Genomic DNA, 24,947 nt, shown 5'->3' with positions numbered 1-24,947 from the left:
TTTCCACTTTAACTGTCCACACGCCTAATCGACTCGCATGGCGATGCCGTGCTCGGCCATGTAGCGCTTCGCCTCGCCGATGCTGTAGGTGCCGAAATGGAAGATCGATGCGGCGAGGACCGCCGTCGCGTGGCCGTCGCGCACACCTTCCACCATGTGATCAAGCGTCCCGACCCCGCCCGACGCGATGACGGGTGCCCGCACGGCATCGGCAATTGCCCGCGTCAGCGCAATGTCGTAGCCGCTTTTCGTGCCGTCGCGATCCATGGACGTCAACAGGATTTCGCCAGCTCCGAGATCGACGACCTTTCGCGCGAATTCGACCGCGTCTATGCCTGTCCTCTCGCGGCCGCCGTGCGTAAAAATCTCCCAGCGGTTCGCCTCGCCTTGCGTCGAGACCTTCTTGGCGTCGATCGCAACGACGATGCACTGGTTGCCGAACTTGTCGGCGGCTTCCGCCACGAAATCCGGATTCTTCACCGCCGCCGTGTTGATCGACACCTTGTCGGCGCCGGCCAGCAGCAGTTTGCGGATGTCGGAAACCTGTCGCACGCCGCCGCCGACGGTCAGAGGCATGAAGCATTGCTCGGCGGTGCGGGCGACGACGTCGAAGATCGTTTCGCGGTTGTCCGAGGATGCGGTGATGTCGAGGAAGCAAAGCTCGTCGGCACCGGCTGCGTCGTAGGCTCTGGCCGCCTCCACCGGATCGCCGGCATCGATGAGGTCGACGAAATTGACGCCCTTGACGACGCGTCCGTCCTTGACGTCGAGGCAGGGTATCACGCGGGCTTTCAAGGTCATCGGATCATCCCTTTCTCGCTGCGCGGATCAAGGCCAGCGCTTCCTCCGGGTCGATGCGGCCGTCGTAAAGCGCACGACCGGAAATCGCGCCCTCGAGCTTCCGCGCGTCCGGCGCAAGCATGCGGCGAATATCGTCCATCGAGGCAAGGCCGCCCGAGGCGATCACCGGGATCGATACCGCGCCGGCAAGCTCCAGCGTCGACGCCCAGTTGATGCCGGTCAGGATGCCGTCACGGTCGATATCCGTATAGATGATCGCCGCGACACCGGCACCCTCGAACTTCTTCGCAAGCTCGATGATGCCGAGTTCGGAGGCCTCGGCCCAGCCTTCGACCGCCACCTTGCCGCCCTTGGCGTCGATGCCGACGGCGACCCTGCCGGGGAATTTGTGGCAGGCTTCGATGACGAGTGCCGGATCGCGCACGGCCACCGTGCCGAGAATGACACGCGAAAGCCCGCGCGAAAGCCAGTTCTCGATGTGCGCCAGCGTGCGAATGCCGCCGCCGAGCTGCACCGGGTTCCGGGTCGCCTTGAGAATGGCGTCGACCGCCGCGCCGTTCACCGTCTCACCGGCAAAGGCGCCGTTCAGGTCGACGACATGCAGCCATTCGAAGCCCTGCTCCTCGAAGGCGCGCGCCTGGGCGGCGGGATCGGGATTGTAGACGGTTGCCTGTTCCATGTCGCCGAGCTTCAGGCGTACGCATTGTCCGTCCTTGAGGTCGATCGCGGGGAAGAGAATCATGTGTTGATCCGATCAAGAAAGAATGCCGGCAGCTCAAGGCTTCCAACGCAGGAAATTCGAAATGAGGGCGAGGCCGAGGGTCTGGCTCTTTTCCGGGTGAAACTGTGAGCCCGCCTTGTTGTCGCGTGCGACGAAAGCGGTCACCGGCCCGCCGTAGTCTGCCTCCGCGATCACGTCCTCGGGGTTCTCTGCTGCGAGGTGATAGGAGTGCACGAAATAGGCGTGCAGCCCGCTCTCGCCCGTCGCGATTCCCTCGAAGAGCGCATGCGGCCGATTGAGCCTGAGCGTGTTCCAGCCGATTTGGGGAATCTTCAGCGACGGATCGGCCGGCGTCATTTCCTTGACATCGCCCGGAATCCAGCCGAAGCCCTCGGTGACCGTCTTCTCGAGCCCACGCGAGGACATGAGCTGCATGCCGACGCAGATTCCGAGAAACGGCCGCCCGTCGTTCTCGACGGCCTGCTTCAGGGCGTCCTCCATGCCAGCGACGCTGGCCAAGCCGCGGCGGCAATCGGCGTAGGCGCCGACCCCAGGCAGAACGATGCGATCGGCGGACGCCACCCGTTCCGGCTTGTCGGTGAGATCGATCTCCGCGGCGATGCCAGCTTCAAGCGCTGCCCGTTCGAAGGCCTTCGTGGCCGAGCGCAGATTGCCCGATCCATAGTCGATGATGGCGACCCGCATCAGCGTTCTCCATAGGGTTCAAAGAGGCCGAGGCCGGCAGTGTTTTCGCCCTGCTTCGCTGCAGGTTGCTTGCTCGATGGCAACGCAGTTGCGGTACCGCGATGCGTCGTCGCCGATACATTGGAAAAATAGATCTCTTCAGCCGTTTCCAGGTCGCGCGCCGGAACGATGGAACGAAGCGTCCAATCTCTTTTCCTGAGATTTCGTGCCACCAGAAGCGGACCTTCGAGCGAGACCAGCAGGCTGAGCGCGAGCTGCATGATGAGCGAGGCGGCAAAGGCGCCGGGAACGCTGGATGAGACGATCAACAGAATTTGCAGAACGGCAACCAGGATTCCAAGAAGCCATGCGTGCTTGCTCAGCAGCCAGAGCGCGGGAAAGAAAAAGGCGGGCCAGGAAAAACCGTCCGCGATGAACCGCGCCCTTTCGTCAGTGGCCGGTGCGCCGGGCGGGGTCATGATCAGATAGGAAGCCATGGTTATCAGCCGGGATATTGGCCGGCTCAGGCGAGCGTTCCCTTGGTCGAGGGGACGCGCCCAGCCTGGCGCGGGTCGATTTCGGTTGCGGTGCGAAGCACACGGGCGACGGACTTGAAACAGGTCTCGGCGATATGATGGTTGTTGGCGCCGTAGATGTTTTGGATATGCAGCGTGATGCCGGCGTGCTGCGCCAGCGCCTGGAAGAATTCACGCACCAGCTCCGTGTCGAAGCTGCCGATCTTCGGCGACGTGAAGGTCACGTTCCAGACGAGGAAGGGCCGGCCCGAGACGTCGACTGCGGCGCGCGTCATCGTTTCGTCCATCGCAAGATCGATCGAGGCATAGCGGGCGATGCCGCGGCGATCGCCGAGCGCCTTGGCAAGCGCCTGGCCGAGCGCAATGCCGGTGTCCTCGACCGTGTGATGGTCGTCGATATGCAGGTCGCCGTCCGCCTTGATCTCCATGTCGATCAGCGAATGGCGCGAAAGCTGGTCCAGCATATGGTCGAAGAAGCCGACGCCGGTCGCAATCTTCGACGCTCCCGTCCCGTCGACATTGACGGAGACGGACACGGCGGTTTCATTCGTCTTTCGGGAAACTTGGCCGGTGCGGCTGGGCATGCTTTCTGCCATCAGGCTCTCCTGTATGCGCTCGATCCGGGTTGGTACTGAAACGACCCAGATCAGAGGCATCGATACCAAAACTGGAACTGAATGCAGGAGAAAAACCGCTTCGTGCTTTTCCCGCGCCGTTCCAGAGCCGCTCCATATCAGGGGAGGCGCGAAATATCCAGAACTGCGACGGAAATTCGACCGAGCCGCAGGCGTCAGACTGAAAATCGCAAGATGACCGATGGACATTTGCAATCGCGCGGTGTGCACTTACATAGGCCCCAAGCAACCAGGCTCGCCTACAGCGCGTCGCGTCCAACTGGACGCGCAAAGATCTCTGTAGCACTCTACTGCATGTTCCTTAAATCGGAGCCGATTTAAGGATGAAAATATGCAGCAATCCAAAGTGCCACAGCGACCTTTGTGCATCTGAAAAGACGTACGGCGCTGTAGGGCGCCGCATGATTTCGCCCTTAAATCATTCCGATTTAAGGAGTCATGCAGCCGAGCCGCAACGCCCCGGTTCTTGGGGCAATAGGTATCCTCATGAGTGAAAACAATCCCTACGGAACGATGCATGCGACCACCATCATCACGGTGAGAAAAGGTGGCAAGGTGGTGATGGCGGGCGACGGTCAGGTCAGCCTCGGTCAGACGGTCATGAAGGGCAACGCTCGCAAGGTCCGGCGGCTGTCGAAGGGCGATGTGATCGCCGGCTTCGCCGGTGCGACGGCGGATGCCTTCACGCTGCTCGAACGGCTTGAGGCCAAGCTCGAGCAATATCCCGACCAGCTCATGCGCGCCGCCGTCGAACTCGCCAAGGACTGGCGCACGAACAAATATCTGCGCAATCTCGAGGCGATGATGCTCGTCGCCGACAGGTCCGTCACGCTGGCCATCACAGGCAATGGCGACGTGCTCGAACCCGAACACGGCACGATCGCTATCGGTTCGGGCGGAAACTATGCCTTCGCGGCCGCACGCGCCTTGATGGACAGCGACAGGTCGGCGGAAGAGATCGCTCGGCGCGCGCTCGAAATCGCGGGCGATATCTGCGTCTACACCAACCATAATGTCGTGGTGGAGACGCTGGATGCGGACTGACGGGGTCGATGTCAGTTTCCTGTCCGTGGCTGACAACCACCTGTCGATGCTGCGTGGCTGGCTCTCTGAGCCGCATGTACGGCAGTGGTGGGGTGACCCGGACAAGGAGCTGGAATCGATCCGCGACGGCTGCGCGAGCGGCGAAGTGAAGGGCTTCATTTTTCATGTCGACGGAGAACCCGCCGGCTACATCCAGTCCTGGACGCCGTCGCAATATGACGAGCCCTGGGCGAAGGACCTGCCGTCCGATACGCCCGGAGTGGATATCTTCGTCGGCCCGCCGGAAATGACTGGAAAAGGTATCGCTGCCTTGGCGCTCAAGGCGTTTGCCGGAAGGCTGTTCGAAAACGGCGCCGCGCGTATCGTGATCGATCCGGACGCGGGCAACCGCCGCGCGGTCCGGGCCTATTCGAAGGCAGGCTTCGTGCCCTTTGGCGAATGGATAGACGAGTCCGGCCGGACACTCCTGATGGAGCTGACGCGCACGGAGTTTGAGAGGAATTCATGACCAACTTTTCACCCAGGGAAATCGTGTCGGAACTCGACCGCTACATCATCGGCCAAAAGGACGCGAAACGCGCCGTGGCCATTGCCTTGCGCAACCGCTGGCGGCGTCAGCAGCTTGACGACGAGCTGCGCGACGAGGTCATGCCCAAGAACATCCTGATGATCGGCCCGACCGGCGTCGGCAAGACGGAAATCTCCCGGCGGCTGGCGAAACTCGCCGGCGCTCCCTTCGTCAAGGTCGAGGCGACCAAGTTCACCGAAGTCGGCTATGTCGGTCGCGACGTGGAGCAGATCGTGCGTGACCTCGTCGAGGTCGGGATCGGCCTGGTGCGCGAGAAGAAGCGTGCCGACGTCAAGGCGAAGGCGCACCAGAATGCCGAGGAACGGGTGCTCGACGCACTTGTCGGTGCGACCTCCTCGCCGGCGACGCGCGATTCCTTCCGCAAGAAGCTCAGGGCCAATGAGCTCGACGACAAGGAGATCGAGATCGATATCGCCGAGACCGGCGCGCCGGGAGGCTTCGAGATTCCGGGGATGCCGGGCGCCAATATCGGTGTGCTCAACCTCTCCGAAATGTTCGGCAAGGCGCTCGGCGGCAGGACCAAAAAGGTCAAGACGACCGTCAAGTCTTCCTATGAGCTCCTGATCAACGACGAATCCGACAAGCTGCTCGATACCGAACAGATCCAGCGCGAAGCGGTCTCGGCTGCCGAGAACGACGGCATCGTCTTCCTCGACGAGATCGACAAGATCGCCGCCCGCGACGGCGGCATGGGCGCCGGCGTATCGCGCGAAGGTGTCCAGAGAGACCTGCTGCCGCTGGTCGAAGGCACGACGGTCGCGACGAAATACGGACCGGTGAAGACGGATCACATCCTCTTCATCGCCTCCGGCGCATTCCATGTCTCCAAACCGTCGGACCTGCTGCCGGAGTTGCAGGGGCGCCTGCCGATCCGCGTCGAGCTGCGCGCGCTGACCAAGGAGGACTTCCGCCGCATTCTGACGGAGACGGAGGCGAGCCTGATACGTCAATACAAGGCGCTTCTCGAAACAGAGGAGGTGAAGCTCGATTTCACCGAGGACGCGATCGACGCTCTTGCCGAGGTAGCCGTCCAGCTCAACGCCAACGTCGAGAATATCGGGGCGCGCCGCCTGCAGACGGTAATGGAGCGTGTCCTCGACGACGTCTCTTTCAATGCGCCTGATCGTGGCGGCCAGACCGTGATGATCGATGCGGAATATGTCCGCAAGCACGTCGGCGATCTCGCCGCCAACACGGATCTGTCACGTTATATTCTGTGACTACGGCGCCGCGCGTTTGTCCTTAGTCGGTTCCGATTTAAGGAAAACATGCAGTGGTAGAGGGCCGGAGCGCTGCAAACTCCGGCAATCGCCGAATTGTGAGGCGTCTGTCACTCGACAGGCGCCTTCATTTTTTCTACAGCGGTCGGTAATCGATCAAAGGCCGGGCATCATTCCGACATGATCTTGCCGTAGGGGCCGCGCGCTCGAATGATAGGGCTCCGGAGTTTCATAGGAAGAACAGATCGTGCGTCTCACCGCTTGCTTTCTCGTCATAGCCACGCTTTGCCTCTCTGCCGGCCCGGGAACAGCAACGGGAATCACCGTGGTTCCCGAGGGCAACCGTCACATCGAGCAGCCGAAGATACCGGGCGCCTCGGTTCGGCGCACCAAGGCGGGCCGGACCTCCTTCGACGCGAAATACGAGAAGGTACGTGATCTGCTTGCCAGCGACCGGCAGCTCGTCGGCAAAATAAAGTCGGTCGCCAGCGCCTACGGCATCGCGCCGATCCATATGGTGGGCGCCATTGTCGGCGAACACACCTACAATGTCGACGCCTACGACCGGCTGCAATCCTACTATGTCAAGGCGGCCGCCTATGCCGGCAACAGCTTCCAGTTCGGCCATGACGGTGAAAGCGTCGCCGAGTTCGTCGCCCGTCCGCAATTTGCCTCCTGCGCCGGCAAGAACGGTTCCTATGCGCTGTGGAGCTGCCGTGAGCGCGTCTGGGACAGTGAGTTCCGCGGCCGTTCGATCGGGGGGCAATCCTTCCCCGACAACCGCTTCAGCGCCGTCTTCTTCCAGCCCTTTTTCGCCGGCCAGACGTTCGGTCTCGGTCAGATCAATCCATTGACGGCGCTGATGCTGACGGACATGGTTTCGCGCGTTTCGGGCTATGAGCGCCTGGACGAGAACAACGCCGCCGCCGTCTATGAGGCAATCATGGATCCGGACGTATCGCTCGCCTATATGGCAGCCTCGATCCGTCATTCGATCGATGCCTATCGCTCGATCGCCGGCATGGACATCTCCGACAATCCGGGTCTGACGGCGACGCTCTATAACGTCGGCAATCCGGACCAGCGCGCCGCGGTGCTTGCGGCGAAAAACCAGGGCGGTGAAGTCCATTGGCCGGAGGAGAACTATTACGGTTGGCTCGTCAACGACAAGCTTGCCGAGCTGGAAGGCCTGCTCTAGGAAAAGTGCGCGCGGTTTTCCGCCCGTATCTTTCGGTTCTTCCGTGATTCACGTGAAGCATCTTCCTTGATTGCGCCGTATATAATTGAAACGGTAGACGATCGAGAAAGGCACTCCATCATGGATACGCGACCGGAACCTTTCGAGCCGCCCGCGCCGGTGCCGCGCACCGGCATTCCGACGCGGCTGCAGATCATTCGCACCGTGCTCCGCAACCCGCTCGAACTCTGGGGCGAGCCCTCCTATACGCTGCCTTGGATCGAGACGAAGTTCATCAACCAGCGCACGCTCATCGTCAACGATCCCGGCCTCATCCGCTACATTCTCGTCGAGAACGCCGGCAACTACGAAATGTCGAACGTCCGGCGGCTGATCCTGCGCCCGATCCTGCGCGACGGCCTGCTGACGGCGGAAGGGGAGGTCTGGAAGCGGTCGCGCAAGGCCATGGCGCCGGTGTTCACGCCCCGGCACGCGAAGGGCTTCGCCGGCCAGATGCTCCGCGTCTCCGAGGAATTCGCCGAACGCTATGCGCGCGCCGCTTCCGAGCCCTTCGTCACCAATATCGCCGTCGACATGACGGAACTCACCTTCGAGATTCTGGCGGAGACGCTCTTTTCGGGGGAAATCGCCGTCGAAAAGCAAGGCTTCGCCGCCAATGTCGAGGAACTGCTGCAGCGCATGGGCCGCGTCGATCCGATGGACCTGCTCGTGGCGCCAAGCTGGGTGCCGCGACTGACCCGAACCGGTGGCCGGAAGGTGCTCGACCGCTTCCGCGGCGTCGTCTCCGAAACGATGGCACAGCGCCGGCGGCGAATGGCGGAAGAACCGGGCAGCGTCCCGAACGACTTCCTCACGCTGTTGCTGCAGCTCGAAGGGCCGGACGGGCTTTCGACCTCCGAGATCGAGGACAATATCCTGACCTTCATCGGCGCCGGTCACGAGACGACGGCACGGGCGCTTGCCTGGTGCCTCTACTGCATCGCCAACACGCCGACCTATCGCGAGACGATGGAGCGCGAGATCGACGGCGTCTTGGCGAGCGGCGCCGAGCCGATCGATTGGCTCGGGCGCATGCCGCATGTGCTTGCCGCCTTCGAGGAGGCGCTGAGGCTCTACCCGCCGGCGCCGTCGATCAATCGTGCAGCGATCGAGGAGGACGAATGGACGTCGCCGGAAGGCGAGCGCGTGCCGATCCGCAAGGGCATATCGGTGCTGATCATGCCGTGGACACTGCATCGCCATGCGCTTTACTGGCAGAAGCCGCGCGCCTTCATGCCGGAGCGCTTCCTCCCCGAAAACCGGGAGAAGATCAACCGGTTCCAGTATCTGCCCTTCGGCGCGGGCCCGCGCGTCTGCATCGGCGCGACCTTCGCCCTGCAGGAGGCGGTCATCGCGCTGGGCGTGCTCATGCACCGCTTCCGCTTCGATCTGACTGAGGAGACGCACCCCTGGCCCGTACAAAGACTGACGACGCAGCCGAGGGGCGGCCTGCCGATGAAGGTGTCGGTGCGGGCGAGATAGCATTCCGCGCTGCCCGGCAGTGCAGAGAGGGTATCGGATCGTGCCCGCTCTGATCAGACGCGCAAACGTCGCTATCACGCGATGGTCTTTCCCGGAAATATGCCCTATCACCGGACGATTCTTCCGCGTTCGGGACTCCTCCCGATCCTCAACACTGGACTGAGCAGAAATTGACCTCGCATCTTCTTCTCGGCATCGACACCGGCGGAACCTATACCGACGCCGTTCTCTTCAGCGAAGCGGCGGGTGTCGTCGCGAAGGCCAAGGCGCTGACGACGCGGCACGACCTTGCGGTCGGCATCGCTGGCGCCGTGGAAGCGGTCCTGGAAAAGGCGAAGGTTCCGGTGACGGCGATCAGCCTCGTCTCGCTTTCGACGACGCTCGCTACAAACGCGTTGGTCGAGGGGCAGGGCGGCAGAGCGGGCCTGGTGATGATCGGTTTCGGGCCGGAGGATTTGAAGCGCGACGGCCTGCTCGAAGCGTTGGGCTCGGATCCTGTCCTTTTCCTGCCCGGCGGCCATAACGTCCATGGTGGCGAGACGCCGCTCGATATGAGCGCGCTCGATGAGGCGCTGCCGATGCTCGCGAGCCAGGTGTCGTCCTTCGCGATCGCCGGTTATTTCGCGGTGCGCAATCCCGCGCACGAGAAGCGCGTGCGCGAACGCATCCGCGAGGTTTCGCACCTGCCGGTGACGTGCAGCCATGAGCTTTCGTCCAAGCTCGGCGGCCCGCGCCGCGCGCTGACGACGCTTCTCAACGCCCGGCTCGTTTCGATGATCGATCGGCTGATCGGCTCCTGTGAGGATTTCCTCAAGCGCCGCGGCATTCATGTGCCGATGATGGTGGTGCGTGGCGATGGCGCGTTGATCTCCGCAGCCGAAGCGCGGCTGAGGCCGATCGAGACGATCCTGTCCGGCCCGGCTGCAAGCCTCGTCGGCGCGCGGCATCTGACCGGTCTCGAAAACGCGGTCGTCTCGGATATCGGCGGCACGACGACGGACGTCGCCGTGTTGGAAAAGGGCCGTCCGAGGCTCGACGCCGATGGTGCCGTCGTCGGCGGGTTCCGCACCATGGTCGAGGCCGTCGCGATGCGCACCTATGGGCTCGGTGGCGATTCGGAAGTGCGGATCAACGATCGCGGCCTCAAGGCAAGGATCGATCTTGGGCCAAGGCGGTTTTTGCCGTTGAGCCTTGCGGCGGCATTGCACGGCGATGCCGTGTTCGCCGTGCTCGAGAAGCAGTTGCGCGCGACGCATGCGGGACGTCACGACGGCCGGCTCGCCGTGCGGACCGGTCTGCCCGATCACCTCGCAAGCGGTCTTCAACCCCAGGAGCAGGCGCTTTATGATCGGATCGGCATGATACCGTCGGCGCTCGCCGACCTGCTTGTCAGCACGCCGCAGAAGGCGACGCTCGATCGCCTCGTGGCGCGCGGACTGGTCCATATCTGCGGCATCACGCCCTCCGATGCGATGCATGTACTTGGCAGACAGGCGCAATGGAACGCGGCGGCGGCCCGCCTCGGCCTCGAGATTGCGGCGCGAATGAAGGACGGTTCCGGCCAGCCGATCGCCGCATCCGCCGAAAACCTGGCTGAGATGATTGTCGACCGGCTGACGCGCCAATCCTCGGAAGTGATCCTGCAGGCCTGCCTTGGCGAGGACGGCGCCGGCACCATTGATCCGGCGGCATCGGTGGCCGTCGATCGCGCGCTGAAGCGCGAACCCGGCATCGTCCGTTTTTCGATCGGGCTCGATCGGCCTCTCGTCGGTCTCGGGGCCTCGGCGCCCGTCTACTATCCGGCTATCGCAGTGATGCTGGGCACCGATGCCGCGATACCCGCCGAGGCCGACGTGGCGAATGCGGTGGGCGCGGTCGTGGGGCAGGTGCGGGCCTCCGTCACCGTGTTCGTGACGACGCCCGAGGAGGGCATCTTCATCGTCAATGGCGCCGGCGCAAGCGAGCGCTTCATCGATCAGGAACAGGCTTTCGGTGTCGCCCGGCACCGCGCACAAACCATGGCGCTCGAAACCGCGCGCGCGAACGGCGCCGAAGAGCCGGCGGCGACCATGTGGGAAGAGATCGACGCGCCGGAGATCGAAGGGGCCCGCAGACTGATCGAGGCGCGGTTCACCGCTTCGGCAAGCGGCAGGCCGCGTATCGCGCATCACTAGATCACGATGATTTTGGGTCGAATCGACCCAAATCATAAACGCGATTCCAAAAAGTCGAGACGCGGGATGGGAGCGGAAAACCGCGCACACTTTTCCTGATCCCGCTCTGATTTTTTCCAGTTTGGAAACAATTCTTCGCATCCTTGCGGAATTGACAGTGAATGAATTGATGAGAAACTGCCATTGCCAAGAGCGGGATGAGGAAACCAGCAATGTTTTTCCAGATACATCCCGCTCTTGTTGTTCGAGCAATTCCAGGAAAAGCGTCTGATGGTCTTCCGTCCGGAATTGCGTCATGTCCAGAAGTTAGGTCACTGTTTCCATGAAACAGCGATCTAGATAATCGAAGCGATGGCTTGGATCGGTTCAATCCTGGCGTATCGTGATCCAGTGCAAAGATATCGCAGGAGTTGCCGCATGGGCCGCGTTGAGAAGTATGGTTTGAAGATCGATGCCGGTCTCCATGATTTCCTGGTTGACGAGGCCATGCCGGGCAGCGGCATCGACTCGGAACGGTTCTTTTCCATGCTGTCGGAACTCGTTCACGACCTTGCTCCGAAGAACCGTGCGCTTCTCGCCAAACGCGACGATATGCAGGAGCAGCTCGACGCCTGGTATCGCGAAAACGGCGCCCCCGTCGATCTCGACGCCTACGAGACCTTTCTCCGGCAAATCGGATACCTCCTGCCGGAAGGAGCGGACTTTTCGATCTCGACCGCGAATGTCGATCCCGAGATCGCGACGATCGCCGGACCGCAGCTCGTCGTCCCCGTGATGAATGCGCGCTATGCGCTGAATGCCGCCAACGCCCGCTGGGGTTCGCTCTACGATGCACTCTATGGCACGGATGCAATCCCTGATGCCGACGGCGCGGAGCGCGGCAAGGGGTACAATCCGAAGCGCGGCGCCAAGGTCATCGCCTGGGCTCGCGACCTTCTGGATGCGAGCGCCCCACTTGCCAAGGGCCGCTGGAGCGACGTGACGACGTTGAAGGTTGAAGGCGCCGTGCTTGCGATCGCGCTCGCGGACGGCACGAAGACGGCGCTCGCCGACCCGGCTTGCTTCGCCGGCTATTCCGGTGCCGCCGAAGCGCCTGCCGAGGTCGTCCTCTTCCGAAACAACCTTCATACCATCGTCGTCCTCGATGCGACGACGCCAATCGGCAAGGACGACCCGGCTCATATTTCCGACATCATCCTGGAATCGGCGATCACCACGATCATGGATTGCGAGGATTCCGTCGCCGCCGTCGATGCCGAAGACAAGGTCGTCGTCTATCGCAACTGGCTGGGCCTGATGAAGGGCGACCTCGAGGAGGAGGTTACCAAGGGCGGCAGGACCTTCACTCGCAAGCTCAATGCCGATCGTCGCTACACCAGCCCGAACGGCGCGGCGCTGACGCTGCCGGGACGCTCGCTGATGCTGGTGCGCAATGTCGGCCACCTGATGAGCAATCCGGCGATCCTCGACCGCGACGAGGGCGAGGTGCCGGAGGGTATCATGGACGCCATGGTCACCGCCCTGATCGCGCTCCACGACATCGGACCCAACGGCCGGCGGGCGAACTCGCGTGCGGGTTCAATGTATGTCGTCAAGCCGAAGATGCATGGGCCGGAAGAGGTCGCCTTTGCCTGCGAAATCTTCGCGCGCGTCGAGGCGGCCCTCGGAATGCCGGTAAACACCATGAAAATGGGCATCATGGATGAGGAGCGGCGCACCACGGTCAACCTCAAGGAGTGCATTCGCGCCGCCCGCGAGCGCGTCGTCTTCATCAACACCGGTTTCCTCGACCGGACCGGCGACGAGATCCACACCTCGATGGAAGCCGGGCCGATGATCCGCAAGGGCGACATGAAGCAGGCGGCCTGGATCGCGGCTTATGAGAACTGGAATGTCGATATCGGTCTCGCATGCGGGCTTTCCGGCCATGCGCAGATCGGCAAGGGCATGTGGGCGATGCCGGACCTGATGGCGGCGATGCTCGAACAGAAGATCGCCCATCCGAAAGCGGGCGCGAACACTGCCTGGGTTCCGTCACCGACGGCGGCGACGCTGCATGCGACCCATTATCACCGCGTCAACGTCACCGAGGTTCAATCAGGCCTTAGGAGCCGGCCGCGCGCAAAGCTCGCGGATATCCTTTCGGTGCCGGTGGCGACGCGGCCTAACTGGACGGAGGCCGAAATCCAGCGCGAGCTCGACAACAATGCCCAAGGGATTCTCGGCTATGTCGTGCGCTGGGTCGATCAGGGTGTCGGTTGCTCCAAGGTGCCGGACATCAACAATATAGGCCTGATGGAAGATCGCGCGACGCTGCGCATCTCGGCGCAGCACATGGCTAACTGGCTGCACCACGGCATCGTCAGCGAGGTGCAGATCGTCGACACGATGAAGCGGATGGCGGCAGTCGTCGACCAGCAGAACGCGGAAGATCCTGATTATACGCCGATGGCTGGCCGGTTCGACGAATCGGTCGCCTTCCAGGCCGCGCTGGACCTCGTGCTCAAGGGGCGCGAGCAGCCGAACGGTTATACCGAACCGGTGCTGCACCGCCGTCGATTGGAGTTGAAGGCGAAGTTAGGGGCATAAGTAGGCCCTCATCCGGCCTGCCGGCCACCTTCTCCCCGCAGGCGGGAGAAGGTGCGATGCCGCACCCGCTCGCTCCTTTCTGCCTCGTGGATGATTGCAGAGCGCCGCAAAGGCGTCCCCTCTCCCCGCGAACGTGGAGAGAGGTAGGGTGAGGGTCATAATCTCCGCGAACACGCGGTGTTAAAAGCAAAAAGGGCCGCCGACATCGGTCGGCGGCCCTCTCATTTATCAAATCGCGGCAGCGTTACTGCTGCACGACGACTCTTGCGCCCTTGCCCGGCCGGACGCGCGAATAGAGGTCGATAATGTCCTGGTTCATCAGTCGGATACAGCCCGAAGATGCCGCGGTGCCGATAGAGGCCCATTCCGGCGTGCCATGCAGGCGGAAGAGCGTATCCCTGCCCTCGTCATTGAAGAGGTAGAGGGCGCGTGCGCCGAGCGGATTGCTGATGCCCGGACCCATGCCGTCTTCCACATATTTGGCGACTTCCGGCTTGCGCTCGGCCATTTCCTTCGGCGGATGCCAGGTCGGCCATTCCTGTTTCCAGGCAACGTAGGCCTCGCCTTCCCAGGCGAATCCGGCCTTGCCGACGCCGATGCCATAGCGCACGGCCTTGCCGCCCGGCAGAACGTAGTAGAGGAAGCGATTCGGCGTATTGACGACGATCGTGCCCGGGCGTTCTTTCGTTGCGTAGTCGACGATCTGGCGGTGGAAACGTGAGTCGACACGGTTGATCGGAATGGCGGGCACCGCGTAGCCGTGGTCCTCGACGGCGCCGTAATCCCCGGAGAAGATTTGATTCGTCGCAATTTTTTGCCCCTCGGGAGCGGAGCCGGTTGTGGACGTCGTTTGCGAGCAGCCGGCAAGGACAACTGTGGCGGCCAGGCTGCACAAAAGGAGAGCGTTGCGGAAGCGCATGGGGGTCTCGTAAAAGGAAGTAAGGAAAATACGGGAGGGAGGGTGCCCGGCCGTCAGCAACAACAGCTTATTTTCTATTGCACCGCGCCGCGCAAGGGACTGCGCTGCCGCAATTTGGCCGAAAAGTGTAAATTCCGTGACGATTGCTTTTTTGCAACAAAACGGCGGCGTGGACGGCGCCGGAATGGGAATCAACCGATGAAAATTCTATCGATCCATGGCGACAATCCGCTGGCGGACGGACGCCAGTCCGCACGGGCGATGAAAGTACGCCGCGGCGTCCAGCGGCTGCTTGCCGAATTGCGCCACGCGGTCCTGCCCGAGCTGACGCTCGCAAGCGGCAGGCGCGCCGATCTCATTACGCTTTCCGCGAAGGGCGAGATCTGGATTGTCGAAATCAAGACGTCGATCGAGGATTTTCGCGTGGACCGCAAGTGGCCGGAGTACCGGCTGCATTGCGACCGGCTGTTTTTTGCCACGCATGGCGACGTACCGCTGGACATCTTCCCGGAGGAATGCGGGCTCCTGCTTTCCGATGGTTACGGCGCGCATATGCTGCGCGAGGCGCCGGAACATCGCCTGGCGGCGGCAACGCGCAAGTCCGTCATTCAGGCATTCGCGCGAACCGCGGCCCAGCGACTGATGCTCGCCGAATGGGCGGCGGAGCGAAACGGGGAACTCGGTGATTCCATTCGCGATATCGTTGCCGGCACGCGCGACGACTAGGCACCCCGCTTACGCCACCATTCCGAAATCCCCGATAGCTGATTATTTCGGGGCGCGTTTCGCCAGGATCCGCTGCAGCGTTCTGCGGTGCATGTTGAGCCGGCGAGCCGTTTCCGAGACGTTGCGTTCGCACATCTCATAGACGCGCTGGATGTGTTCCCAGCGCACCCGGTCTGCCGACATCGGATTTTCCGGCGGCTCCACCCTTTCGCCTTGGCGCTGGACGAGCGCGGCAAAAATGTCGTCGGCATCGGCCGGCTTTGCGAGGTAGTCGACCGCGCCAAGCTTGACCGCATTCACGGCCGTGGCGATGTTGCCGTAACCGGTGAGCATGATCATTCGGGTGTCGTCCCGGCGTCCACGGATGGCTTCGATCACGTCGAGGCCGCTGCCATCGCCGAGCCGGAGATCGATGACGGCGTGCTTCGGCGGGTTGCCCTTGGCCTTGGCGATGCCCTCGGCGACCGACTCGGCAATATCGACCGTGAAGCCTCGCGCCTCCATTGCGCGCGCCAGACGACGCAGGAACGGACCGTCATCATCGACAATCAACAGGGTTCTGTCGGGCCCGATCAGGTCGGCGTCCGGAGACTGTGCGCTTGGCGCGGCTGTCGATTTTTCCGTCATACTTCCAATCCCTAGGCAAAAACCTGGCCCTCAGCAAAAAAGCGGGCGTTCTCGCTGAAATTATGTGGGTTTTCTCACAACAGTCTTCAATAAACTGCCAAAGGTCATTTCGCCAGTTTCGTATCCATCAGCGTGCGCGGCCATTCGACGCTGACACGCGCACCGGAGCTGCCGTTCTCGAAGCGCAGCCGGGCCCCTGAGCGCTCCAACAGGGTCTTGGCAATGAAGAGGCCGAGGCCGAGACCGCCGGCGCTGTCGTCCTTCTGGCGCTTGGTGACGTAAGGCTCGCCGATGCGCATGAGGATATCCGGCGAAAAACCATCGCCATCATCCTCGATTGTCACTTTCACGCGCTCGGCCGTATGCTCCGCCGTGACAGTCACCTTCTTGCGCGCATAGTCGACCGCGTTTTCTAGCAGGTTGCCGAGCCCGTAGAGAATGCCCGCGTTACGGATGCCGACCGGTTCGGAAGCGCGATCGCCTTTTTCCTTGAGCTCGATCTCTATCCCGAATTCGCGATGGGGAGCCATCACTTCCTCGATCAGCGATGAAAGCGGCAGGAGCCGCATATGCTCCTCGCTCTCGGACGAGAGCGTCGTGATTCGCTTCAGGATATCGCGGCAGCGTTCGCTCTGGCTGCGCAGCAAGTGGACATCCTCTCCAAAGCGAGGGTCGTCGCCGAGTTCCCGCTCCATCTCCTTGGCGACGACGCTGATGGTCGCGAGCGGCGTTCCGAGCTCATGCGCGGCGGCAGCGGCGAGACCGTCAAGCTGCGACAGGTGCTTTTCACGCTGGAGTACAAGCTCGGTCGCAGTCAGGGCCTCTGAAAGTTCGCTCGCCTCCAGCGAGACCCGATAGGTGTAGAAGGCGGCGAAAGCCGTCATGGAAACGATCGCGAACCAGATGCCGGCCGTCAGCACCCGCGGGATCAGCAGAACGGTTCCCGGATACCAGGGCAGCGGGAAGGGCGAGAAGGCGAGCGCGGTAACGCCGATGACGGCAAGGCCCGCCAGCACGATGCTATGCGGCTTCGGCTGGGAGGCCGAGGAGATAATGACCGGCACGCATAGCAGCGGCGCAAAGGGATTGGCGAGGCCTCCGGTGATGAAGAGCAGCGCGGTCAGCTGCGCGAGATCGAGGCCGAGCAGCGCGAAGGCAGCAGGCGGCGTCAGCCGGTGCGTCGGCGGAAAGCGGATCGTGAGGAAGGTATTCAAAAGCGCCAGGCTTGCGATCAGCACCGAACAGGGAACGAGCGGCAATGGAAACTGCAGCCACAGCGCAGTAATGACGACGGCGATGGACTGACCACCCACGGCCAGCCAACGCAGGCGAACGAGCGTCTGCAGCCTGAGACTGCGATTGCTGTTCATGTCGTTGTGGTCGAGTGCCATTGCTGCTGCCATGCTGTTGCTTTCCGCTTCAACGCCGCGCCGCCGGATGCGGGATCGCTGCGCGGACTTCGTGTTCGATATAATCCCTCAAACGTGTTTCGATCACCAATTATACCGTGCTTTCATGTACCACGCGGTTTGGCGCGTGTCGTCGGCTTCGCGCTTGCCGGATCCTCCGGCCAGGGGTGCTTGGGATAGCGTCCGCGCATGTCGGCTCTTACATCCCTCCACGATCCGGCCCAGAAGCCCGGCAGGTCGCGCGTCGTCTGGATCGGGCGGTGGCCGGGAGAGATCAGCTCCAGCAACAGCGGCAGCCTGCCGTTACCGATCGTCGGATGCACTTTCAGGCCGAAAAGCTCCTGCACGCGGATTGAAAGCAAGGGTTCGTCGCCGTCATAGTGAATGGGATGGCGATGCCCCGTCGGAGCTTCGAAATGCGTCGGGGCCAGCTTACCAAGCTCGCGCTGAAGCTCGTAGGGAACGAGGGACAAGAGACCCTCGGCGAGGTCGGAGGCCTTGATGCCGTCGATGCTGCCGGCGCCATGCTGAAACGGCACGAACCAATTGTCGAGGCGCGACAGCAGTGCCTCATCCGAGACGTCCGGCCACGGTTCGCCGATCGAGCGATGGAGAAAGCCGATGCGATCGCGCAGCTGCGCGGCGTCCTTCGAAAATGGCAGGACGGCAAGCCCTAATTGATGAACGCCGTCGGCGAGCGCGCGTGCCGCGGCTTCGCCGCTCGGGCGCGAAAGCGGCGTTTCCTCAAAAATAATGGCGCCGAGCCGGGTGACGCGGCGGGCGCGCACCTGGCGGCTCGCCCGATCGAAGAAAATCTGCTCCTCGCGCCGGATTGCCTCCGGCATATGCGCCTCGACATCGGTCCTGGTGATTTCCGCGGCTGCGAGCACACGCTGGGCGCCGGCCCTCCCGGTCAGGTCGGCAATGACGAGCATGCCCGCCGCGGCAAGTCGTTCGGTCTCGGGCACCTCGGCGCCGCGGCCGTTCGCCATCACGAAACGCCCGCGCCCACCGCGCTGGAGCGCGATCCGATCAGGAAAGGCGTGCATCAGCAACGGACCGGGCATCGCATTTTCGCCGTCGTTCTTTTGCGTCGTGAGATCCGCCGCCATGCGTCTTGCGAGACTCCGTGCGGCGTCGGCGCGATCGCCGCGGTCCGCCCGGAACCGGCGCAGCCGCTCCTCAAGGTCGAGACTGTTGCCGCCGAGGCCCTGTTCCGTCAGCATCACCGCCAGCAGGCAGGCTTCTCGCGCCTGGCCCTCTTCGGCTGCCGAGACTGCCATTGCAGCCAGCCGGATGGGCAGGGCGAGATCGCGTATCCTGCGGCCGCGCGGCGTCAGCGCACCGTTGGCTTCGAGCGCGCCAAGCTCGATCAGCAGACTGCGCGCCTCGCGCAATGTCGTCTCCGGCGGCGGATCGATGAAGGCGAGCGAGGACGGATCGGTAACGCCCCAATGAGCAAGATCGAGCAGGAGGCTCGAAAGATCGCTCGCGAGGATCTGCGGCGGCGTGAAGGCGGCAAGCGCTGCGGTTTGGCCCGCGTGCCACAGGCGTATGGCGATCCCGGGCTCGGTTCGCCCGGCGCGCCCGGCCCGTTGATCGGCCGATGCACGCGACACGCGCACGGTTTCCAACCGGGTGATCCCTGTCGAGGCTTCGAACACCGGCAGCCGCTGCAGCCCGCTGTCGACGACGATCCGCACGCCGTCGATCGTGATTGAGGTCTCGGCGATCGACGTCGCGAGCACAATCTTGCGCGTACCGGCTGGTGCCGGGCGGATCGCCGCATCCTGCTCCTTCTGGCTCAAGTTGCCGTAGAGCGGCACGATCGCGGTCTTTTCGTCGAAACGACCAGCGAGGCGCTCAGCCGTGCGGGTGATTTCCGCCTGGCCTGGAAGGAAGGCGAGGATCGAACCCGCTTCGGTTCGGTGTGCTTCGACGATCGCCCGCGCGACCGCGTCCTCGGCGCTCTCGCCGGCGTTCCTGTCCTCGTAGCGAATATCGATCGGAAAGCTGCGGCCCTGGCTTTCGATGACGGGAGCATCGCCAAGCAGCTTGGCGACCCGCGCGACATCAAGCGTCGCCGACATGACGACGATCTTCAGGTCGTCGCGCAAAGCCGACTGCACGTCGAGCGCCAGCGCCAGGCCGAAATCGGCGTCGAGCGAGCGCTCGTGGAATTCGTCGAAAAGCACGGCCGAAACACCGGAGAGCTCGGGGTCGTCGAGGATCATCCGGCTAAAGACGCCTTCGGTCACCACCTCGATCCGCGTCCGCGCCGACACTCGGTTGTCGAGCCGCATTCGGTAACCGACGGTGCCTCCGACCTTTTCTCCGAGAAGCTCGGCCATGCGTCCCGCAGCGGCGCGGGCGGCGAGCCGGCGCGGCTCCAGGAGGATGACCTTGCCGCCGTTGAGCCAAGGCTGGTCGAGAAGGAAGAGGGGCACAAGCGTCGTCTTGCCGGCGCCGGGTGGTGCCGAGAGCACGACGGACGGCGCATTTGCGAGTGCATCTCCCATGCGGGGCAGGATGTCGCGCACCGGTAAGGGCGGGAGATCGCGCATCAGGCCTCTCCCTCGGTCCCGACCTCGATCACCCTGCCGCCCGCCGCCTCTGCGTCCGCACTGTCATGGGTCACGAGGATGATCGGGATGCCCGCCGCTTTCGCCTTCGAGAAGACCAGCGCGCGGGTCTGCTGCCGGAGCGCCATGTCGAGTTTCGAAAAAGGTTCGTCGAGCAGGAGGTAACGCGGCGCGGAGACGAGTGTCCGCTGCAGCGCCACCCGGGCCTTCTGGCCGCCGGAAAGCGTTTCCGGATCGCGGTCGAAGAAGCCGGCGAGCCCGACCTGTTCGAGTGCCTGCTCGGCGACTTGCCGTCTCATGCGATGCCCTTTCACCGCCTGCGGTATCGCAAACATGATGTTGCCGCCGACAGAGAGGTGCGGAAAAAGCAGGGGATCCTGAAACAGGATGCCGGCGCGGCGCTCGTTTGCCGGCAGGTCGGTAAGATCTTTGCTTCCGATCAGAATTCGGCCCCTGACACGGAAAGCCGGGTCGAGAAACCCGCCGGCAAAGGCGAGCAGGGTCGATTTGCCGGATCCGGACGGGCCCATGACGGTCAGGACCTCGCCGGGCAACACCGTCGCCGACACGGACAGCAACGTCCGTTCCGCCAGTCGGATCGTCACATCCGCCAGCGTGAGCGGCATCGGGTCATCAACGGCCTGCATTCACATCCTCATTGCGCGACGGTTGCGGAATAGCAACTGGGGACCAAGCGACGCAACGAGAAATGCGAGGAAGGGGAGGGCCGCCTGAACGAGGGCATAGACGCCGATGACACGCCGGTCGCCGCCGGCGGAAAGTGCCACGGCCTCGGTGGTGATCGTGGTCAGACGTCCCGCTCCGATCAGCAGCGTCGGAAGATAGAGGCTGACCGATACCGAAAAGCCGACGGCAAGCGCAGTGAGGCAGGCTCGAAATAGGAGCGGCAGCCGGACGGTGACAAGGATCCGCAAGGACGATTTCCCAAGCCCGGCCGCTATCCGCTCGTAGCGCGGGTCGAGTTCGCGCCAAGGTGCCGACAGCGACAACAGAACGTAAGGCAGGACGAACAGAAAGTGGACGGCGAGGACACTTGGAAAAGCGGGTGTGAAACCGACCGCGATTGCCAGGATTTGCAGGCCGAACACAAAACTGATTTCGGGTACGAGCAGCGGCAGGTAGAGAAGCTTGTAGCTCCCACCGTTTCCGGCTTGGCCAGCGCCATTCCGATGGAGCAAGAAAATCGCGATAATCAAAGCCAGGGCCGAGGCGGAGAGAGCGAGCGCGACTGTCGTGAGAAGCGGCTCGGAGATTTGAGGCAGTGCGCGCAGCCAGATCTTGCCCGTGATCGCCCCCGGCAGTGCATTCGGAAACGGCCAGAGCCCGGCGACCGACCAGATGAAAAGGGCGGCCAGTCCTGAAAAAATGATGGCGGCGCAGCCGGCCATTGCCATTCCCGACATTGCGCGAACTACCATGTCCTTCCGGAGCCGTGTACCCGCAAGCGTCATGAAGCTCCGCGCAAGCTTTCCGAGCCGCTCCAACGCAAGCCAGATTGCCATTGCCGCAACGACGACGAAGAGCTGCAGCAATGCACCCGCCGAAGCAAGGAACCGCACCCTGAGATCATGATCGGCCGCCCAATGGGCGATACGGACCGGCAGTGTTGCTGGCAGTTGCGGACCAAGAATCATCGCGACGTCGACAACGGAGACCGAATAGGCGAGCACGGCGAAGACCGGCAGCCGGATTTGCCTGTAGAGCGTGGGCCACAGGCTGATCATAAAACCGGACACGCGCCCGTAGCCAAGCGCCGCCGCCAGTTGCCGCGCCCTGCGCAGTGGAAGTTGCGGCAGGGCGGCGAGCGTCACCAGGAAGAGGAAGGGGACCTCCTTGGTGATCAGCCCTGCGATCATCGAGAGCGCGAGAGGATCGTTTGGCAGAAGCCAGTCCGGCGGTCGCGTGAAGCCGGTAAGCTCCGGCGAGATCAGTCGGAGAAGAAGGCCGGACGGCGCGATGAGAAAGGCGAGCGCGAACGCAGCCGCGGCATGTGGAACCGCAAGCAGCGGCGAAACCAGGTGGTGGATGCGGGCGAAAACCGGCGTGCCGGCAAACCCCGCAATAAAGGTTCCGACGATTGCGAGCGCGGCGGAGGTCGTGACCAGGCCCGCCGCCAGAGCGATGAGGACTGAACGAAGAATATGGGGCTGGCCGGCGAGTTCGGTGAGATGCGCCACGGTCGGGCGAAGCCCGCCGAGAGCGGGTAGATAGCCGAATGCCGGCAGGATTGTGCCGGCGACCCCCGCCAGGACCGGCAACCCCAGAATAAGGACGAGAAGACCGTTCCCGCTGCTCGGGTGCGTGATTCCTCGGTATCGATACCGTTGCCTAGTTCGCCGCCCCATATCGCCGGGTCCATTCCGCCTCGATCCGCGTCATCCAGTCCGGATGCGGCTCGTCGAGCGCGGGTCCAAGTTGATCGGGACGAAGCGTCGCGACGCCGAGTTCGAGTTCTTTGAAGGCTTGCCGCTCGGCGGCCGGCAGCTTTGCCAATGACAGGACGGTTGGGTCGCCCCAGATTTTCGGGTCCTGCTTGCGCAGCTGCGCCTCGGGCGAAAGCAGGAAATTGGCCAGCAGCAGCGCGCCGGCCTTCGCCGACGCGTTGTACGGGATCGCGACAAAATGCGTGTTGCCGAGCGTCCCGCCCGAAAAGACGAAGGAACGCACGCTGTCCGGCAACTCGCCGTTGGCAATCGCCGCCGAGGCTTCGGCGGGGTTGAAGGCGAAGACGATGTCGAGCTCCCCGTCGGCGAACTTCTGCTTCATGTCGGGATAGTTCTGCGGATAGGCCTTGCCCTTGCGCCAGAGCAGCGGCGTCAGCTTGTCGAGATAGGCAAAGAGCGGCGCCGCATCCGCCGCGAAGCTCGCTTCGTCGACGGGTCTTTGCAGCTTGGTTTTGTCGTGGATCAGCTCGATCAGCACCTGTTTCAGGAACGAGGAGCCGATGAAGTCCGGCGGCTGCGGATAGGAGAAGCGACCGGGATTGGCTTCTGCCCATCTGAGCAGGCCCGCAGCCGAGTCTGGCAGTTCGCCGCCCGGGGGCCGCGCCGAATCGTGGAAGAAAACAAGCTTGGCGCCGCCCCAGGGGCTCTCCAGTCCCCCGGTCGGTATTGTGAAATCCGTGAGAATGGTTGGCTTGGTCTCATGATCGACATAGACCCAGTTCGGCAGCTTGGTTGCCCAATCGGGACCGAAGAGCAGGCGCTCGCGCTTCATCGCCGCAAAATTCTCGCCGTTGATCCAGATGAGATCGACAGCCCCGCCGGCATCCTTCCCCGCCGCCTTTTCCGCCACGACCGTGGCAACCGCCTTTGCCGTGTCGTCGAGCTTCACATGGACGACGGTGACGCCGTAGCGCGCTTTCATCTGGTCGCCGGCCCACTTGATATAGGCGTTTATGGGTTCGGAACCGCCCCACGCGTTGAAATAGACGGTCTGCCCTCTGGCCTCAGCGGCGACTGAATACCAGTCTCCGACGTCGGTCGCGGCCGCATGCCCGGCGAGACCGAGCGCCAGCATAACGGCCGTGATGAACTGTCTTGCCCGCCTGATCATGAAATGTCTCGTTCCCGTCGTCTTCGCACCAGAGTCGGGCGAAGGTAAGCTGCATGCCGTAGCCGTCAATGCGCGCGAGCGGCAGCCGCTCTCACGATTCGGTGAAACGGACCACGGCTGCCGGGTGTGGAAAGGCACGGCGCGGTTTAAGCCCGCGCCACCCGGTTCAAGCTTTCGTCCGATATGTCTCGAAGGCAAGTACGGCGCCTGCCAGATCCTCCAACGCCGCGCCCACCGATTTGAACAGGGTGATTTCGTCCGGCTTCGTGCGGCCAGGATGCGTGCCGCGGGCGAGCTCGAAAAGATCGGCGCGGATGGCATCCCTGGTGATGGCGCCGGAGCGGATCGGCTGGACGATATCGCCGCCCTCGCTGAGCGCGCCTTCGCGCGTATCGACGAAGATGCTGGAGCGCTCGGCGGCGCGGTCGTCCGATTCCCGCATGCTCGGCTTGAACGCGCCGATCAGGTCGAGATGCGCGCCCGGCTTCAGCCAATCGCCGCGGATCAGCGGCTCCGAGGAAAGCGTCGCGCAGGAGACGACATCCGCTTCGCGCGCCGCCGTCTCGAGGTCGGTCGCGACGGTCACCGATATGTTCTTGAGGCTGAGCTCCCTGGCGGTTGCTTCCGCCTTTTTCGGATCGCGGCCCCAGATTGTCACGTTGCGGATCGGGCGTACCGAAGCGTGGGCCTCGATGACATTCGCCGACAGCCGGCCGGTGCCGACCATCAGCATCCGGCTCGCGCCCTCGTGCGCGAGATAGCGGGCGGCAAGTGCGGACGCGGCGGCAGTACGCCGCGCAGTCAGTTCGCCGCCATCGACGATCGCCAGCATCTCGCCGGTCTTGCCGGAGGAAAGGAGATAGCTGCCATGAATGGCGGGGAGGCCACGCATCTGATTGCCCGGGAACACCGAAACCATCTTGACGCCGATATAGGCACCCGGTTGCCACGCCGGCATCAGGAGCAGCGTGGCGTCCGCCTCGCTCGGAACCTCGACATCGTGATGATGGCGCACGGGCATGACGCATCCTTTCGCGAACATGTCGCCGAGCGCCTTGACGAGCCCCTCCCATGGCAGAGCCGCGCGCGTCTGCGCCGCATCCAGTACCAGCATTCGAAGTCTCCCTGTGCCAGATCCACGCAACACTAGCAGTCTTTGGCTGCTGCCGGAAAGCGTCTGTGGAGAGGGAAAAAGGCGCCATTTGGTGGCAGTGAGGCTGCGACCGGAAATTTTACCGGGCGGTCAACGTTTTTCTCCCCCATCTGCGGTGCGTTTCGCCGTGATTTTCCGCTGTTCATAAAATTATGCAATGATTTCAGCGTGTTGTGTTTTTTTGACGATTTTTTGAAAATGGCTGTTGACTGGGGAAAGGGTGCGGGTCTATAAGCCCGATCA

At 63.1% G+C, this 24,947-nt stretch carries 22 protein-coding genes; 8 read left to right on the top strand and 14 right to left on the bottom strand.

Features of this window, described 5'->3' with window-relative positions; genetic code table 11:
• Positions 1-24 precede the first annotated feature (24 nt).
• From hisF to hisB, 5 genes are read right to left on the bottom strand one after another with little or no spacing between them, the layout of a single operon-like run.
• Positions 25-801 (bottom strand): imidazole glycerol phosphate synthase subunit HisF, encoded by a 777-nt coding sequence (hisF, locus tag ILFOPFJJ_RS00105; RefSeq protein WP_173508562.1) that lies wholly within the window; start codon positions 799-801, stop codon positions 25-27.
• A gap of 4 nt (positions 802-805) precedes the next feature.
• The gene (hisA, locus tag ILFOPFJJ_RS00100) at positions 806-1,543 is read right to left on the bottom strand and encodes a 1-(5-phosphoribosyl)-5-[(5-phosphoribosylamino)methylideneamino]imidazole-4-carboxamide isomerase (protein WP_173508561.1); all 738 of its coding nucleotides are present in this window, start codon (positions 1,541-1,543) and stop codon (positions 806-808) included.
• A gap of 33 nt (positions 1,544-1,576) precedes the next feature.
• Positions 1,577-2,227 carry an imidazole glycerol phosphate synthase subunit HisH gene (gene hisH, locus ILFOPFJJ_RS00095; protein WP_173508560.1) on the bottom strand — a complete coding sequence of 217 codons (651 nt, stop codon included), beginning with the start codon at positions 2,225-2,227 and terminating at the stop codon, positions 1,577-1,579.
• Positions 2,227-2,703 (bottom strand): DUF2628 domain-containing protein, encoded by a 477-nt coding sequence (locus ILFOPFJJ_RS00090; protein ID WP_173508559.1) that lies wholly within the window; start codon positions 2,701-2,703, stop codon positions 2,227-2,229. The genes hisH and ILFOPFJJ_RS00090 overlap by 1 nt, the downstream gene beginning before the upstream one ends.
• A 26-nt stretch (positions 2,704-2,729) precedes the next feature.
• Positions 2,730-3,338: an imidazoleglycerol-phosphate dehydratase HisB gene (hisB, locus tag ILFOPFJJ_RS00085; protein ID WP_173508558.1), complete on the bottom strand. Its 609-nt coding sequence runs from the start codon at positions 3,336-3,338 to the stop codon at positions 2,730-2,732.
• Between the two features lie 525 nt (positions 3,339-3,863).
• Between hisB and hslV the strand changes: the two genes are divergently transcribed.
• The 7 genes from hslV to ILFOPFJJ_RS00050 all read left to right on the top strand — a co-directional run bounded on the left by hslV (position 3,864) and on the right by ILFOPFJJ_RS00050 (position 13,712).
• The gene (gene hslV / locus ILFOPFJJ_RS00080) at positions 3,864-4,421 is read left to right on the top strand and encodes an ATP-dependent protease subunit HslV (protein ID WP_173508557.1); all 558 of its coding nucleotides are present in this window, start codon (positions 3,864-3,866) and stop codon (positions 4,419-4,421) included.
• Complete coding sequence (locus tag ILFOPFJJ_RS00075) at positions 4,411-4,929, top strand: GNAT family N-acetyltransferase (protein WP_173508556.1); 519 nt, start codon at positions 4,411-4,413, stop codon at positions 4,927-4,929. The genes hslV and ILFOPFJJ_RS00075 overlap by 11 nt, the downstream gene beginning before the upstream one ends.
• Positions 4,926-6,230 carry an ATP-dependent protease ATPase subunit HslU gene (gene hslU, locus ILFOPFJJ_RS00070; protein WP_173508555.1) on the top strand — a complete coding sequence of 435 codons (1,305 nt, stop codon included), beginning with the start codon at positions 4,926-4,928 and terminating at the stop codon, positions 6,228-6,230. The genes ILFOPFJJ_RS00075 and hslU overlap by 4 nt, the downstream gene beginning before the upstream one ends.
• 247 nt (positions 6,231-6,477) lie before the next feature.
• Positions 6,478-7,428 (top strand): DUF1402 family protein, encoded by a 951-nt coding sequence (locus tag ILFOPFJJ_RS00065; RefSeq protein ID WP_173508554.1) that lies wholly within the window; start codon positions 6,478-6,480, stop codon positions 7,426-7,428.
• Between the two features lie 120 nt (positions 7,429-7,548).
• A complete protein-coding gene (locus ILFOPFJJ_RS00060; RefSeq protein WP_173508553.1) occupies positions 7,549-8,949 on the top strand; it encodes a cytochrome P450 in 1,401 nt (466 codons plus the stop codon).
• 170 nt (positions 8,950-9,119) lie between these two features.
• On the top strand, positions 9,120-11,123 hold the full coding sequence (locus ILFOPFJJ_RS00055) for a hydantoinase/oxoprolinase N-terminal domain-containing protein (RefSeq protein ID WP_173508552.1): 2,004 nt from the start codon (positions 9,120-9,122) through the stop codon (positions 11,121-11,123).
• 417 nt (positions 11,124-11,540) lie between these two features.
• The gene (locus tag ILFOPFJJ_RS00050; protein ID WP_173508551.1) at positions 11,541-13,712 is read left to right on the top strand and encodes a malate synthase G; all 2,172 of its coding nucleotides are present in this window, start codon (positions 11,541-11,543) and stop codon (positions 13,710-13,712) included.
• Positions 13,713-13,956: 244 nt separating this feature from the next.
• Here the strand turns inward: ILFOPFJJ_RS00050 and ILFOPFJJ_RS00045 are convergent, their stop codons facing one another.
• A complete protein-coding gene (locus ILFOPFJJ_RS00045) occupies positions 13,957-14,631 on the bottom strand; it encodes a L,D-transpeptidase (protein ID WP_173508550.1) in 675 nt (224 codons plus the stop codon).
• A 198-nt stretch (positions 14,632-14,829) separates the two neighbouring features.
• On the opposite strand from ILFOPFJJ_RS00045, the gene ILFOPFJJ_RS00040 reads away from it, so the two are divergent.
• Entirely contained in the window at positions 14,830-15,357 is a 528-nt protein-coding gene (locus ILFOPFJJ_RS00040) for an MmcB family DNA repair protein (protein WP_173508549.1), read from the top strand.
• Between the two features lie 42 nt (positions 15,358-15,399).
• Here the strand turns inward: ILFOPFJJ_RS00040 and ILFOPFJJ_RS00035 are convergent, their stop codons facing one another.
• The 8 genes from ILFOPFJJ_RS00035 to ILFOPFJJ_RS34640 form a co-directional block, all read right to left on the bottom strand.
• The gene (locus ILFOPFJJ_RS00035; protein WP_173508548.1) at positions 15,400-15,984 is read right to left on the bottom strand and encodes an ActR/PrrA/RegA family redox response regulator transcription factor; all 585 of its coding nucleotides are present in this window, start codon (positions 15,982-15,984) and stop codon (positions 15,400-15,402) included.
• A gap of 104 nt (positions 15,985-16,088) precedes the next feature.
• A complete protein-coding gene (locus ILFOPFJJ_RS00030; protein WP_173508547.1) occupies positions 16,089-17,387 on the bottom strand; it encodes an ActS/PrrB/RegB family redox-sensitive histidine kinase in 1,299 nt (432 codons plus the stop codon).
• A 110-nt stretch (positions 17,388-17,497) separates the two neighbouring features.
• The gene (hrpB, locus tag ILFOPFJJ_RS00025) at positions 17,498-19,957 is read right to left on the bottom strand and encodes an ATP-dependent helicase HrpB (RefSeq protein ID WP_173508546.1); all 2,460 of its coding nucleotides are present in this window, start codon (positions 19,955-19,957) and stop codon (positions 17,498-17,500) included.
• Positions 19,957-20,622 (bottom strand): ATP-binding cassette domain-containing protein, encoded by a 666-nt coding sequence (locus ILFOPFJJ_RS00020; protein ID WP_173508545.1) that lies wholly within the window; start codon positions 20,620-20,622, stop codon positions 19,957-19,959. The genes hrpB and ILFOPFJJ_RS00020 overlap by 1 nt, the downstream gene beginning before the upstream one ends.
• Positions 20,623-22,341 carry an ABC transporter permease gene (locus ILFOPFJJ_RS00015; protein WP_173508544.1) on the bottom strand — a complete coding sequence of 573 codons (1,719 nt, stop codon included), beginning with the start codon at positions 22,339-22,341 and terminating at the stop codon, positions 20,623-20,625. It lies immediately after the preceding gene.
• Positions 22,325-23,551 carry an ABC transporter substrate-binding protein gene (locus ILFOPFJJ_RS00010; protein WP_173508543.1) on the bottom strand — a complete coding sequence of 409 codons (1,227 nt, stop codon included), beginning with the start codon at positions 23,549-23,551 and terminating at the stop codon, positions 22,325-22,327. Before ILFOPFJJ_RS00010 ends, ILFOPFJJ_RS00015 begins: the two co-directional genes overlap by 17 nt.
• Before the next feature lie 166 nt (positions 23,552-23,717).
• Positions 23,718-24,665: a bifunctional Delta(1)-pyrroline-2-carboxylate/Delta(1)-piperideine-2-carboxylate reductase gene (lhpI, locus tag ILFOPFJJ_RS00005; protein WP_173508542.1), complete on the bottom strand. Its 948-nt coding sequence runs from the start codon at positions 24,663-24,665 to the stop codon at positions 23,718-23,720.
• 32 nt (positions 24,666-24,697) lie between these two features.
• Positions 24,698-24,947, bottom strand: a 250-nt coding sequence (locus ILFOPFJJ_RS34640; protein ID WP_210267297.1) for a hypothetical protein, incomplete at its 5' end; no start/stop codon positions are given.

This window comes from Sinorhizobium psoraleae (assembly GCF_013283645.1).
Classification (GTDB): Bacteria; Pseudomonadota; Alphaproteobacteria; order Rhizobiales; family Rhizobiaceae; genus Sinorhizobium; species Sinorhizobium psoraleae.
Note: the sequence above shows the minus strand (reverse complement) of the source record. Positions and strands in the feature narration are given on the sequence as shown.